The following is a 14,555-nucleotide window of genomic DNA, read 5'->3' on the forward strand; positions in this document are numbered from 1 at the left end:
TTAGATAGGAAATCCAATGGCCAGCGCTCTCACTATCAAGGCAGCATTGCGCTGGCCGATCCGAATTCTCATTATCTGGTTGATGCTCGTCAGCCAGGTGTCATTGGCAGACAAGGCCAAAGTCGTCGTGATGACCAGCTACCCTCAGGAAGTCGTTTCGCAATTCGAAGCGGCATTTGAGAAGCAATATCCGCAATACAAGCTGGAAGTGCTATGGCGGCAGTCGCGCGATGCCATGGCTTACTTCAAGGAGTCCGGGCAACCTGTGGATGTCTATTGGACCCCTGCCCAACGCAACTTTGCCCAACTTGAGAAGATGCAGGCGTTCCAGCCGCTGAACCTTGATCTAGACGGCCTGCCTGCCGCTGTAAACGGGTTTGCCTTGCGAGAAGGCAATCACATCGCCACTGAAATTGCCGGGTATGGCATCGTGAGCAACCCACAGGCGCTGGCAAAGGCCGGGCTTCCCATTCCCAGAAACTGGACAGACCTCAGCCATCCTGCACTCAAGGGCAAGATTGCATTACCCGTGCCCTCGAAGGTAGGCTATGCGCCTCCCCTCATAGATATCCTGCTCCAGGGCTATGGCTGGCAGGATGGATGGAACCTGTTGCAGGCCATTGCCGCCAATGCCGAACTGGTGACTTCAGGCGCCACATTTGTCAGCGACGATGTTGCCAGCGGCCGCTTGTTGGCCGGGCTCACCATTGATTTCTTCACCGCCTCGGCTATCGCCAACGGCGCCCCTTTGCAGTTCGTTTACCCGGAACTGACCGGCTATTCGCCCGCCCATCTCGCCATCATGAAAAATGCCGGCAATCTCGAAGGAGCCCGGGCATTCAGCAAATTCGTGCTTTCTGAACAAGGCCAACGGCTGTTGTTCCACCCCGATATCCGCAAACTGCCGGTCAGGCCGTCCGTCTATGCAGACAAGCCCGCGGCTTACTTCAATCCCTTCGAGAACAATCCTGCGTTCGTATATGACACCCGGCGCGGGCTTGCCCGCCAGGAGATCACCAATGCCTTGTTTGATGCCATCATTACGTTCAACCTGCCCTCCTTGCAAAACGCGGTCAGCGCAATCCGGGATGCCAGCAATAAATCCGGTCCTGACGCTCCGGCGGTCGTGAAGGCAAAACAATTGCTGCACTCCCTGCCGATTGATGAAGCAGGCGCGGAAGCGATACAAACGCTGAGTCCTGCCGATATCACCCGATGGCAGCGCATCATGCATGACCGTTACGAAGAAGCTATACGCATTGCATCACCGCATTAACACGCAATGCGCAGCATCCTGTCACTGACGATAGCCCTCGCCACCCTGTTCACTATCAAGGCCAGCGGCAATGAGCCAGCGCAGGTCGTGACCAACAACACCAGCCGGGAAGCATACGCCCAAGCGATCAACCCGCTTTCCGCCGAAGAAAGGCAGCAGTTCCTGCAAGGACGCAGCCTGGTCAGGCAGAGCTGGATCATTTCGCCCGCGATGGATAACGATATTGCCGGGCTGGGGCCTTTATACAACCGCAACGCCTGCATCGCCTGTCATGCCAAGAACGGCCGGGGCTTCGCACCCGACGGCCCGGAAGAATCCATGCGTGCCATGCTGGTACGCTTGAGCCTGCCGGGCAAAACGCATACGGGCGCGCCCGTGCCCCATCCAGCCTATGGCGACCAATTGCAGGAATTCGGCGCTCCCGGCATCGAGGCTGAAGGCCGGGCCCATCTGCATTATGAAGAAACCGAGGTAACGCTGAATGGCGGTGAAACCGTTCGGCTGCGCAAGCCTACCTTAAAATTCAGCGGTCTCGCCTATGGCCCTCTCCCCGGCAATATTCAAACTTCAGCCCGCATTGCGCCTGCCATCTATGGCATGGGCCTGCTGGAGGCGATTGCGGATGACACCTTGCTTGCGCTGCAAGCCCAGCCAAAACCAGGCAGTATCAAAGGCCGGGTAAACCGCGTTTGGAGTATTGAACAGCAACAACAGGTCATCGGGCGTTTCGGCTGGAAAGCCAATGTGGCGACGGTGCGGGAGCAGACTGCGAGCGCATTGGCGGGAGACATGGGGCTGAGCTCCCACTTGTTCCCGCATGGCAATTGCGCCGAGCGTCAAGCCGCATGCCGGCAAGCCCCGGTCTCGGGCACGCCGGAAATCCCGGCAACCCAGCTCGCGCAAATGGAGTTATACCAATTGGCGCTTGCCGTGCCCTCGCCACGCCATCAGGACGACCCGAGGGTGCAACGGGGCGCCCTGCTGTTCCGCCAGGCGCAATGTGCGGCCTGCCACCTGCCTGAAATCAGGACAAGTGAATTCCCCAGGCTGGCCGCCCTGGGCAACCAGACCATCGCCCCTTATACGGACTTGCTGTTGCACGACATGGGGCCGGAACTCGCGGACCGCCGCCCGGACTTTTCCGCCATCGGCAGCGAATGGCGCACCCCGCCGCTCTGGGGGATCGGCCTCGCAAAACAGGTGGAACCGAATGCGGGCTTCCTGCATGATGGCCGCGCCAGGACTATCCTGGAAGCCATTCTGTGGCATGGTGGAGAAGCACAGGAGTCGCGCACCATGGTACAAAAAATGTCGCCGCAGGACCGGCAATGGCTGCTGGACTTTATCGAATCGCTGTAAGCCTCGATATCATCTTGCGGCGAAAGCGCTATGATATGCCTGTCCATTACATTCCTCGCCATGCCTTTACACCATGATCGCCATTCTTGAAGCCAAGCGCGCCGGCCTGCTCTCGCGCCGGTATTGGTCCCGCAACATCATGTCGGGGCTGATCGTCGGGGTCGTCGCCCTTCCGCTTGCCATGGCATTCGCGATTGCCTCCGGCGCCAAGCCTGAGCACGGCTTGTACACGGCGATTGTCGCAGGCACGCTCGCCTCCCTGTTCGGCGGCAGCCGCCTGCAGATTACCGGGCCGACAGGAGCGTTCATCGTCATTCTTGCCGGCATTACGGCGAAATACGGCATCGCAGGCTTGCAGATCGCCACCTTGATGGCAGGCATCATACTGCTCGTCATGGGGCTGACGCGCATGGGCAGCGTGATCCGCTATATCCCGGAACCGGTAATCATCGGCTTTACCAGCGGGATCGCCGTCATTATCTTCGTCGGGCAATGGCAGGACTTCTTCGGCCTCACGCCCCAGGCCTCGCATCATTTTCACGAAAAACTGCTGCACCTGTTGGAGGCTCTGCCGCAGCTGCAATGGCAGACCGCATTGCTTGGCGCGTTCACGCTGGCAGTGCTGATCCTGTCCAACCGCTACCTGAAAAAAATCCCCGGCCCGCTGGTCGCAATCGTGGCAGCCACCATCGTGCAATCTGCCTTTCAATTTGAGCAGGTCGCCACCATAGGCAGCGCCTTTGGCGGCATCCCGCAGGCATTGCCGCATTTTGCCCTGCCCGAGGGCATCAGCCCCGCCGTCATGATAGAGCTGATCGGCCCGGCCTTCACCATTGCGTTGCTGGGCGCCATCGAATCATTGCTCTCGGCCGTTGTTGCCGACAACATGGCGGGCACGCGCCACCAGTCCAACCAGGAGCTGATCGGGCAGGGCATTGCCAACATCGCCTCGCCATTGTTCGGTGGATTCGCCGCCACCGGCGCATTGGCCCGCACCGCCACCAATATCCGCAACGGGGCCAACAGCCCGCTTTCCGGCATTGTGCATGCCATCACCCTGGTGCTGATCGTGGTCTTGCTGGCGCCGTTGGCGGTGAATATCCCGCTGGCGGCGCTCGCGGCCATCCTGTTCGTGGTGGCCTACAACATGAGCGAGGCCCATCGCTTCCTGCACATGGCCAGGACTGCGCCGCGCGCGGACGTGGCGGTGCTGCTGATCACCTTCCTGCTCACCGTGTTCAGCGACCTGGTGATTGCCGTCAATATCGGCGTCATGCTTGCCGCATTGTTGTTCATGAAGCGCATGGCAGACACGGTGAACGTGACACAACTCAGCGACGAGGACTTGCAGCAGGAATACGGCCAGCGCGAATGGCATCTGCCATCCAGCACGCTGGTCTATCGCCTGGAAGGGCCGTTCTTCTTCGGCGCGGCAGAGCACCTGCAGCACCGCCTGCAGACCATACGCGAGGATACCGATACCATCGTGCTGAGGATATCGCGCGTGCCGATCATGGACGCCACCGGCATGCAGGCATTATGGAACCTGCTGGACACTTGCAGACAGCACCAGATCCGGCTGGTGATCGCCGAGGCCAGGCCCAATATTATCGAAAAGCTGCGCCGCGCCGGGCTCACCAACCAGATCGGCGAACATAACGTGCTGCCGCACCTGCAATTGCTATGGCAGGAAGCTCCCTCCCCGGCCCTTCGCCGTTGAATGCCGTTGCAAACCTTTCCGCACGGCTCGCTTGAGCACGCAGCCACTGGCTGCCATGCGCAGCATCCAAGCCCGTTCGCGACGGAAAATTGGCATTTCCTCCACATTCTTTGTTAGTATACGACCCACGCTAGGGGTCCTGAAGAGCCGATCTTCGGGTGAGACATACCCTTGAACCTGACCTGGATAATGCCAGCGTAGGAAAGCGCAAAGCCACTCAAGGTCCATTCCCAGAGATTCTTTGTTCGTTCCTGCGCGCTTGTCCTCAACGCGAGTGAACCAACTAATGCCTGCTTTATCTTTCCGTCAAAAACTCAGTGTGTTGGCTATCGCCAGCGCATTTGCACCTGCTGCGCTGGCCCAGGCCGACGATACCAGTGATAGCAAATTGCCAAGCGCACTGCCTGAGGTCGTCGTCAGCTCCGCACCTACTGATGGCGCGGCACGTCGCGCCAGCGTCGGTGGTTTTTCCGAAGCAGTACTGCTGTCAACGCCGGCTTCGATCAATGTAATCACGCAAGAGCAGATGCAAGACCGCAGCGTCCGCTCAGCGAGCGATGCAGTGAAGTGGGATGCCAGCGTGCAAAACTCATACAACGCTGTTGGCCTGGCGGACTGGTTCTCGATCCGGGGTTTCGTGCTTGACCAAGGTGCCAACTATCGCAAGGATGGCATGGTGATTCTTGCACAGGCCATGGTGCCAATGGAAAACAAGGAGCGTATCGAGATTCTGAAAGGCCTGGCTGGCCTGCAGGCAGGGATTGCCGCGTCGGGCGGTATTCTCAACTACGTGGTTAAGCGCCCTACCGATACCCCGCTACGCTCGGCAACGTTCGAAGTCCGTGAACGCGGCACGGTATATAGCGCCGTGGATCTGGGCGGTCGCTCCGAAGATGGTGTTTTCGGTTATCGCATCAATGCAGCAGCGGAAGACATTAAGTCATATATTGATGGTTCGACTGGCAATCGCAATTTCATTTCGGGTGCGTTTGACTTTCGCCTGAGTCCGCGCGCGCTGTTGCAGCTTGACTTAGACTATCAGCACAAATCGCAACTGACTGTGCCAGGTTTCCAGTTGCTCGGGCCGGAGCAACGCATTCCGACTGGCATCCGCGCCAAGCAGATGCTCAATGACCAGTCCTGGAGCCGCCCTGTTGTCGATGACAGTCACAACATTGGCCTGAAATTCAACTACGAGCTGAATGACAATTGGCGCACCATCTTGCAAGCCAACCAATCGACCTTGCATCGTGATGATGCGGTGACCTTGCCTTCCGGCTGTCAGGCACAGGGGCTGATCACCGGTTATTGCAGTGATGGTGGCTATTCCATGTACGACTTGCGCCGGAAAAACGACAAGCGCTCGATCACGACGACTCAGGCACTGCTGCAGGGTAACTTCACGACAGGTGATGTGCACCATGACCTGACAACAGGCGTTTCCACGCTGAACCGTCGCGACAGCTTTGCCGACTACGTGTTCAATTATGTTGGCGAAAGCAATATCTATAACCCGGTCTATTACGACAACTTTGCGCTCACCGACGTCAATCCGGTCCGCTTGCGTCGCAAGGATGAAGAACGTGCGGTATTTGTGCAGGATGTCATGGCCTTGAGCGACCAGCTCAAACTGCATGCCGGTGTGCGCTATGTACAGCTCAAGCGCGACCAGTTCAATTCTTCAGGTGTTGTGGCGCGCCGTACGGATGACGACTTTATCTTGCCGAACGTCGCATTGGTCTACAATGTACAGCCGTCACTGGCAGTTTATGGTTCGTATTCGCAAGGTCTTGAACCAGGCGGCGAAGCACCGACCGGTACCACGAATGCCGAAGTCATCATGGACCCCAGCAAGTCCAGGCAGGTCGAGTTCGGTGTAAAAACAGACATGACACCAGATGTCAGCGTATCTGCCGCCGTATTCCAGATCAAGCGCAAGAATGAATATGTGGATGCCACGCCAACCTATGTCGTCGCTGGCACACAAATCAACCGTGGCCTGGAATTCGCTGCACAAGGGCGCGTCACGCGTGACTGGATGCTGGGTACCAGCTTCACCGCATTGCAGGCAAAGGCTGAAGGCACAGACGATGCGCGTATCGAGGGCAAGCGGGTTGGTAACGTACCGAGATTCAAGTCTGCGGTGTATAGCGAATATGCATTACCAGGCCTGCCTGCCCTCAAGCTGAATGCAACCTGGATTTACTCAAGCAGCAAAGTCTTCGCTCCGAGCAACGAGATCGCGGAATTGAACAGGAAAGTAGACGGCTATCACGTTGTAAATCTGGGCGCACGCTATATGGCCAAGCTCGGCAATACGGCAACCACCTTCCGTTTTGGCGTAGACAATGTGTTCAACAAGTTCTATTGGGGTGACGCATCAAGCGCATTCGGAGGCTACCTGATCCCGGGGGCGCCACGCGTATTCCGGCTGTCGGCCCAAATCGATTTCTGATCGATATTGAAATAAAGAAAAGCCGCCTGCTGGCGGCTTTTTATTGCGCTTCGTCCAATGACAGGCGCAAGGATAGATAATCGGCAGTTTGCATCACGCGCTGTCGCGTACTGCCATCGACGAGCCGATACGCGATGCCAGTATCGTACAGTTTGCGAATCAACTGGTCATGCACATGCTGGCGCACTGCATCGGATTCGCGTTGCAGTCCATCCGCTATCCATGGCGTGGTCGGTGCAGTAACGATGGTAGCAGCATAGTCATGCTGTGCTGCCAGCGCAGCAAGTTCGGCATCGGCCTGTCCAAAGTAGTATTCGCTGTAAAGCGCTGTGATTAGCGGTGAAGTGTCGCAGAATAGCAGGCGGTTGGCGCGCGGTTCGCTTTCTGCCTCACGTTCGCGCTGTGTGGCGGCGATCAGGAATTGCTCCTCTGCATGCGGCGTGCGCTGGCGTGTTTCGACGAATTCGCGCAAGTATTCAGGCACCCAAATCGTGTGGTAATGCGCGGCGAGAGCGGCGGCCAGCATTGATTTTCCAGTGGATTCCGCACCGAGAATGGCGATGCGCAGAATGGGCACGCTCATGATAAAACCACTGTTGTCGGCAGCGATCGTTTCCAGGCACGCAAGCCCAGCACCGCAAGCAGCGCAAACAAGCCGTAGAGCACTGCAGTCAGGTAAAGATGCTTGTGCAGGTAAAGGCCTATGTAGAGACCATCGATGAGAATCCACATATGCCAGTTTTCCAGCGTCTTGCGCGTGAGCAGGAACTGGGCAACCAGGCTACCGGCGGTGAGGAAGGCATCAATATGCACGACATCGCTATCCGTGAAGCTGTGCAGGAGCATGGCGATGATGGCATAGGCGACCAGCCAGGCTACGGTAACGATGCGCCAGCCGTTGCCAGACAGTCGCGTGACGCTGACACCTTGGTGATCATGCCCGCCGAACAGCCATTGATAGAGCCCCCAAAACGACACGGCAATGAAGACGAACTGCAGCGCCATGTCGCCATAGATTCTTGCGTCGTAAAAGACGACGGCATACAACCCTGCAGAAGCGATCGCAAACAGCCATGCCCACGGCGATTGCCGGATGTTAAGCAGTACCATTGTGATGGCGAGCGAGAAGGAAACAATTTCCAGCAGTGAAGTATGCAGGAAGCTAAATAGTAGCAGTGGATCGTTCATGCAATGCCGTGATGTGAGATGTTGATTGATCACAGCATCTCTGTCTTCTAGATGCCGCGGATTTTTTTCGCCAGTTGTTTGCAGCGATAGGGCAAGTACACGCCAGGGTTAAGACATCCGACATGCACGATAGCATGTTGCGTGTAGCCCGAAGTGAACGGAATGGCGGTTCCAGCAGCAGTAACTTGGTCTGGCGGGCCAATTGGAGGCTACACGTAGTATCCTCGCTAAACAACAGAGCAAAATGACACCATTATTGAGAATGCTGAATGCTCTTTCGACATCGTTGGCTGTCAGCCCCTGATAGCCAAGTGCCTACGTACACGCCATGTTACCAGCAAATAATGACGCAATACTGGTTTTCAACGAGCTTTCATCAACACCCTTTAATCACCCACACTGTTCTACAGGCTCCAGATTCTGCAACTCCTCATCGGTAAACAATCGCGACCTGATCAGGAAATGTTTGCCAGTCGCCTGCTCTAGGGAAAACATCCCGCCATGGCCGACGATGGCATCCAGGGTTAAATGCGTATGCTGCCAATATTCAAACTGGGTTTTATTCATGTAGAAAGGCACACCGTGCACTTCGCCGACCTTGACATCCGAGGTACCAAGCAAGAACTCACCCTCCTGCAAACACATGGGCGCACTGCCTTCACAACATCCACCAGACTGATGGAACATCAAGTTGCCATGTCTAGCCTTTAGTTCATCAATCAAGGTTTTTGCAGCTTCAGTCGCTGATAACCGTGTACTCATACTTTCTCCTCAACATCATGCACGCGTAGAGAAACTAAAAGTGCGCAGCACCGACTCTGCAATATGAAAATGATCGGCAACTGCGCACACCAGACTACAGCTTGATGACTAACTTAGAAGAAACCCAAGGCGTTCGGGCTGTAGCTCACCAACAGGTTCTTGGTTTGCTGGTAATGGTCCAGCATCATCTTGTGGTTTTCACGGCCGATACCAGACTGCTTGTAACCACCGAATGCGGCATGGGCAGGATAGAGATGGTAGCAATTAGTCCAAACGCGGCCAGCCTGAATGCCCCGGCCGATACGGAAAGCACGGCTGCCATCACGGGTCCAGACCCCGGCTCCCAAGCCATACATAGTGTCATTGGCGATGGCCAGTGCCTCTTCCTCATCCTTGAAGGTAGTCACGGACAGCACCGGGCCAAAGATCTCTTCCTGGAAGATACGCATCTTGTTGTGGCCCTTGAACACGGTTGGCTCTATGTAATAGCCTTCGCTCAAATCCCCAACCAGTTTGGTAGCCTTGCCGCCGGTCAGGAGCTCAGCCCCCTCTTCCAGGCCCAGCTTGATATAGGACATGATGATCTCAACCTGTTCACTGGAAGCCTGCGCGCCAATCATGGTGGACTTGTCTAGCGGGCTGCCCTGCTTGATCGCTTTCACGCGCTTGATCGCACGCTCGATGAACTGTTCATAGATAGATTCCTGGATCAGCGCGCGGCTTGGGCAGGTACATACCTCGCCCTGGTTCAGGGCAAACAAGGCAAAGCCTTCCAAAGCTTTGTCAAAATAGGCATCGTCCTTGTCCATGACATCTTCGAAGAATACGTTGGGAGACTTGCCACCCAGCTCCAAGGTCACTGGGATCAGGCTTTGGCTGGCATATTGCATGATCAGGCGTCCAACCGAGGTAGAGCCAGTAAAGGCAATCTTGGCGATACGCGGGCTGGTCGCCAGGGCCTTGCCTGCTTCCACGCCATGCCCGTTCACCACATTGAGCACCCCTGGAGGCAGCAAATGACCAACAATCTCCATGACCATCAGGATGGAAACAGGCGTTTGTTCAGCAGGCTTCATCACAATGCAGTTACCAGCAGCAAGCGCTGGAGCAAGTTTCCAGGCAGCCATCAGAATTGGGAAATTCCACGGGATAATCTGACCAACGACACCTAGCGGCTCGTGGAAGTGATAAGCGACAGTATCGTGATCGATCTCGCTGATGCCTCCTTCCTGCGCACGGATACAGCCGGCGAAATAACGGAAATGATCAATCGCCAGCGGGATATCAGCCGCCATGGTTTCACGAATCGGCTTACCGTTGTCTATGGTTTCAGCAGTTGCGATGGTCTCAAGATTGGCTTCCATCGCATCTGCGATCTTGAGCAGAATATTAGCCCGCTCAGCTCCCGAGGTCTTGCCCCAGGCATCCTTGGCTGCATGAGCTGCATCCAGTGCAAGATTAATATCCTTCTCATTGGAGCGGGCCACCTGGCAAAACACCTTGCCGGTGACCGGGCTGATATTATCGAAATATTCGCCATCTACTGGCGCAACCCACTCACCGCCAATGTAGTTATCGTATTTATTTTTGTACGGAACCTTAATACCCAGGCTCTTTAAACTATCCAGACTCATGCTGCACTCCTCCAAGAGTTATTGATGATTGGGGTAAAAACTGCCACAAATTCTGATGCACGCGGATTTGAAGCAACGCACATTTCTTATAAATATACTCCTTAGTCTATTTTTTGTCCCATGATGTAAAACAGGCCCGACTGGCGGGCCTGTAAAAACTATCTGACGGGATTGAGCAGGGCTGGCTGGCCAAACTCAAGCAGCTGCGCGTTCGATCTCTGGAAATACTGTTTCCAGAAACCACCCAATGCCTGCATGGTCTGTGGGGAGCGATACACTGATTTCGTTTTGGCATCCTCTGCCAGCAACCCGGCGCCTATCACATAAACCCTGGCACCGGCAAAATCACCAAACAGCTGATTTTTCTCGACCAACGCCAGCTCTTTTTCAGGCTGTATGGTACGTACAGCCTGATTTGTATAAAAACTGGTCACGGAAGAGTTTTCCAACATATCAGACGCGATCAATACAACCTTTTGATTGGCAACAGATTGCCTGACACGGGTTGAAATATCCTTGAAGCTGGCTATCACATCTGATTTGCTGATTGAGCTGCGACTTCCATCAAACACCGACTTCAAGGCTGCTCCAGCCAGCTGGGCAGCCTGTTTGGGCTGATTGGCAATACACTGATCAAACTTGGCAAGTACTGGCTTGGATATATCGTTCCGCGCAGACTGGGCAATCAGCGGATCCAGGGCGCCTGATACCAGCACCTCGGTATATTGCCCTTGCGTATAGGCAGAAAACCGGATGACTGAGAATGCATTATTTGCACTCAGGAATGGACGCAGATTATTGGCAATCGATTGCTTCAGGCTGTTATCGAATACTGTTGTCTGGTCTATGACGACGAATATTTCGGTCTCAGGCCTGGCATCCGGTGCCGGCAGCTTTGCATGGTAGCACGCAGGCAAGGCGCCACCAGCCTCAGCAACACCGGCCAGGCTTGTCAGAAACAACAATGTTGCGAACTGCAAACGCTTCATAGCAGGTCATCCAATTCAGCATCCAGTTTGGAACGGCTCTCTTTTTCCTGCTCTGCAAGCCGGCTTTTTTTGATCGCCTCTAACACTTCTTGCTGCAATGCCTCTGGCAAGCTATGGATATATTCCTTTTTGGCATTTTTATCCTGTAGTCCATCCAGGGTACGCAATGCATCCTGCAATGAAAGCGCCGCACTAAGGTTATTTGCATCTGGCACTATCCGCGGCTTCCTTTCTTCAGCATGCCTATTGGTATGCTGGCGCTGGCTTTCGCGGTCTTTGGATTCTTCCTGGCGACTCAATTCCATGAAGTCATAAAAGTTTTTGCTGGTATGCATGCCATCTGTACCATGCTGGGCATTTCTGTCCATCAGCTTCTGCTGCAATGCTTCCAGTTTGGACTGCGCAGTATCGGCAATCTCCTGGTAGTGCTCCCGTACATCGGAATAAGTGTTATACCGGCCACTGCCTATATCCACAAAGGCCGCAGCGCTGTTTTGTCCGGCAAAGCCCCAGCGGTGCCCGAAAATCACGCCCAGTATCTGCAAGAATACAAACACGAAGGCCAGCACAATAAAGGTTGCCCAGCCGCCATGGCGATCTATGGAGGTTTCATCCTGCAAGGCCTTGTCAACGGTGGAACGATCCTGTGCCATATCGGCATCAGGTAACTGCACATCGTTGGAAAAGTCCAGGCCATCCGCATTATTGATTGCGGCGATATGGTTGGAGCCGACGACTTCTTGATGCAATGACTTTTCAAGTACCTGTCCACGGACATAAGTAGCGAAGATAGCGACAAACAGGACAAATACTGCCGTCAGAACCGTAATCTTGTAACTGGGATGAGTACCAACACGATTGCATAACTGGGTGTAACGCGACTCGCCGTCATCAATGGACTGTGGCTTGGCCAAAGGCACCGTGCTGGTCGTGAGCTTATGCTTACGGCCATCTTCAGCCCATTCACGACGAGCATGTGCGATCTTGCCCGACTTGTATAGTTCATGCCCTGCAAAATGCGTCAGCGCCACGAGGATAATCGAAATGAGGAAGGCAATACCGTAAGCGCCGGTCTGCTGGAGATTTTCACTGGCTCCCGGCAAGGTATATCCAGCCAGCACATAACTAAAACCCATGGCCTCGACAAATACCATCGCTATGGTGAGTATCCATATCCAGATGGGAATTGCGTGGCGCCCGTTATCACCCGCCTTGGTCAGGTATTCAATTTTCTCATTGAAATCCTGTTCGTTCTGGATGCGAATAAATTTCTTGTAATCGCGGCACACTGCCTTTTCAGCCTTAAACCATTCCGGATTTGTCATGTCGCGATTCAAATCCTTGGATAACCGGCTGATGCGTCCAATAAGCGGAAAACTCATCCACGTGTTGAGCCACCACCATTTCACCTTTTCCCAAAGTGCTACCACTATCACCAACGCCACCATGGTGCTGACCACACTCCAGGCCAGCAGTGGATAAGCCGCAAAAAATTCCCGCATGTTACTCCCCCCTTTTTCTCGCTTATATATACAGCTTGATAACTATTAATTACTTCTGGCTTGCATTCATTCTAGGCTTGAAATCCACCACATACTCCCCATCCGTCCGGTTGTAGAGAATCTTGCCGCCTTGGGCAATGCCATTATTTGCCCTGGGCAATAAAATATCCATGCATTCAAGGCCACCCTGGCCTCCTGCAAACACGCGGTACAACAACCCGTTACTGCCCTGATAGGTATTCACTGCAGGCGTCAGCTCAATATCTGGCTTCGCATTGTGATTTTTAACCGCATCATAGCTGGCATAGACCTTGAGTTCAGGCAAGTTGGCTGGAGCAGCGCCATCGCTCAATACTGCAAGCTTGTTCAGCACAACCAGATGTCCTCCCACGGTGTCATGCCAAGTTCTGCCATACAGCCCTGGCAAAAAGTCGTTAGTGGCATAAACACGATTATCCTTGAAAGATTTCACAGCACCAGCATGACGTGGACGGTCCAGATTGCAACTGCTGATTGCGCTCATATCACTGGCTTCCGCTTCAGCGATCAACCTCAAAGGCTTCTTGGGCTGCTTCACTTCACCGATATCCAGGCTGGCCAGCTTGAGGTTGAATGGCACGCCGCCAAAATCAATCGCATTCTCGGCCAATGCCCTGGCTGATGCAGTTTTCGGCCTTAACTTTTTGTCATCTTCCACTGTTGGCTTGATCTTGCCAGCAGCAGGCTTTTCTATAGGCTTGGCTATTTTTTTGCTGTTATCCTTCCCAGCCACTGGCTTGTTCGAATTTCCCGCAGTTTCAATCGTGTTAGGCTTGGGCTCAGCTTTTTCAGCAGGGCGATAATAGGCAGTGTTGGCGCGACGGGTTTGCAGATAAAGTTTAAAAACGTCTTCATTACTGAGATCAACAATTTCAACACGCCGATTCTTTGCGCGGCCCTGCTCTGTACGGTTATCTGCAATAGGCAGCGTTTCACCAGCACCCTGGTAATACAACTGATCCTCAGCCACGCCATTAGCCTTGAATAGCTGGGCCACAGACCGTGCGCGCTGCTCCGATAACTCGGCATTCAACTTCGTGTTGCCGCTATCGTCAGTATGGCCAATCAATAGAACCCGTTTCTTGCTCAACTCTTGTGCAATCTTGTCTCTTTCCTGCTGACTGACATTGGCCCCCAACGCCTCTATCTGAGATTTGATTGAATATTGACGGGCAATTTCCGAAAAATGTGTATTTGCTTCAGCTTCCAGCGTAGCAGACCCACTGCGGAACTGCGGCTTGTTTTCAGCATCCACGACTGAAACTGAAAGCCCAACCTTCTGCGGCTCAGCCTCAGCCGAGGCACTAGTTACGCTTGCCTGCACCTCTATTGGTGTCACCTGCATATCCAGGTCATATTTTTTCTGAATCATGGCCAGCGCACACTCCCGCTTATCTACCTCCGAACCAATCAAGCCGCCCAGCGCACCGCCTATCCCCAAGCCTATCAGGGTGCCAAGCGCCTTGTTATCGCCACCTGCCCTGTTTCCAACCAGGCCGCCAATCAGCGCACCAGTGACGATACCAATATTGCGGGCATTATTAGCGCAGGGATCATCGCTGGCAAAAGTCTGCTTGAAGGTTTCGCGGATTGAAGGCTGGCCTGTTTTGGGATCAGTAGTCACGCAACTC

The 14,555-nt window shown here is 54.5% G+C and carries 11 protein-coding genes and 1 riboswitch; of the genes, 4 read left to right on the forward strand and 7 right to left on the reverse strand.

Going from position 1 to position 14,555, the window contains the following annotated elements:
• The first annotated feature begins 16 nt into the window (after positions 1-16).
• The 4 genes from LG200_RS08395 to LG200_RS08410 all read left to right on the forward strand — a co-directional run bounded on the left by LG200_RS08395 (position 17) and on the right by LG200_RS08410 (position 6,810).
• On the forward strand, positions 17-1,276 hold the full coding sequence (locus LG200_RS08395; RefSeq protein WP_226757114.1) for an ABC transporter substrate-binding protein: 1,260 nt from the start codon (positions 17-19) through the stop codon (positions 1,274-1,276).
• Between the two features lie 6 nt (positions 1,277-1,282).
• Positions 1,283-2,635, forward strand: a complete 1,353-nt coding sequence (locus LG200_RS08400; protein WP_226757115.1) for a di-heme oxidoreductase family protein — start codon at positions 1,283-1,285, stop codon at positions 2,633-2,635.
• Between the two features lie 73 nt (positions 2,636-2,708).
• The gene (locus tag LG200_RS08405) at positions 2,709-4,355 is read left to right on the forward strand and encodes a SulP family inorganic anion transporter (RefSeq protein WP_226757116.1); all 1,647 of its coding nucleotides are present in this window, start codon (positions 2,709-2,711) and stop codon (positions 4,353-4,355) included.
• Positions 4,356-4,477: 122 nt separating this feature from the next.
• Positions 4,478-4,576: riboswitch (TPP riboswitch) on the forward strand.
• Positions 4,577-4,641: 65 nt separating this feature from the next.
• Complete coding sequence (locus tag LG200_RS08410) at positions 4,642-6,810, forward strand: TonB-dependent siderophore receptor (RefSeq protein ID WP_226757117.1); 2,169 nt, start codon at positions 4,642-4,644, stop codon at positions 6,808-6,810.
• A 40-nt stretch (positions 6,811-6,850) separates the two neighbouring features.
• Here LG200_RS08410 and LG200_RS08415 read toward each other — a convergent pair whose 3' ends face one another.
• The 7 genes from LG200_RS08415 to LG200_RS08445 all read right to left on the reverse strand — a co-directional run bounded on the left by LG200_RS08415 (position 6,851) and on the right by LG200_RS08445 (position 14,548).
• Entirely contained in the window at positions 6,851-7,393 is a 543-nt protein-coding gene (locus LG200_RS08415) for an AAA family ATPase (protein WP_226757118.1), read from the reverse strand.
• Positions 7,390-7,998: a nicotinamide riboside transporter PnuC gene (pnuC, locus tag LG200_RS08420; RefSeq protein WP_226757119.1), complete on the reverse strand. Its 609-nt coding sequence runs from the start codon at positions 7,996-7,998 to the stop codon at positions 7,390-7,392. Before pnuC ends, LG200_RS08415 begins: the two co-directional genes overlap by 4 nt.
• A gap of 390 nt (positions 7,999-8,388) precedes the next feature.
• Positions 8,389-8,760, reverse strand: coding sequence for a DUF779 domain-containing protein (locus tag LG200_RS08425; RefSeq protein WP_226757120.1), 372 nt, complete (start codon positions 8,758-8,760; stop codon positions 8,389-8,391).
• Between the two features lie 113 nt (positions 8,761-8,873).
• Positions 8,874-10,394, reverse strand: a complete 1,521-nt coding sequence (gene adh, locus LG200_RS08430) for an aldehyde dehydrogenase (RefSeq protein ID WP_226757121.1) — start codon at positions 10,392-10,394, stop codon at positions 8,874-8,876.
• A 158-nt stretch (positions 10,395-10,552) separates the two neighbouring features.
• Positions 10,553-11,383 carry a hypothetical protein gene (locus LG200_RS08435; RefSeq protein WP_226757122.1) on the reverse strand — a complete coding sequence of 277 codons (831 nt, stop codon included), beginning with the start codon at positions 11,381-11,383 and terminating at the stop codon, positions 10,553-10,555.
• Positions 11,380-12,885: a hypothetical protein gene (locus LG200_RS08440; RefSeq protein WP_226757123.1), complete on the reverse strand. Its 1,506-nt coding sequence runs from the start codon at positions 12,883-12,885 to the stop codon at positions 11,380-11,382. Before LG200_RS08440 ends, LG200_RS08435 begins: the two co-directional genes overlap by 4 nt.
• 49 nt (positions 12,886-12,934) lie before the next feature.
• Positions 12,935-14,548 carry an OmpA family protein gene (locus tag LG200_RS08445; RefSeq protein WP_226757124.1) on the reverse strand — a complete coding sequence of 538 codons (1,614 nt, stop codon included), beginning with the start codon at positions 14,546-14,548 and terminating at the stop codon, positions 12,935-12,937.
• Between the last annotated feature and the right edge of the window lie 7 nt (positions 14,549-14,555).

This window comes from Methylobacillus caricis (assembly GCF_020532705.1).
Lineage (GTDB): Bacteria > Pseudomonadota > Gammaproteobacteria > Burkholderiales > Methylophilaceae > Methylobacillus > Methylobacillus caricis.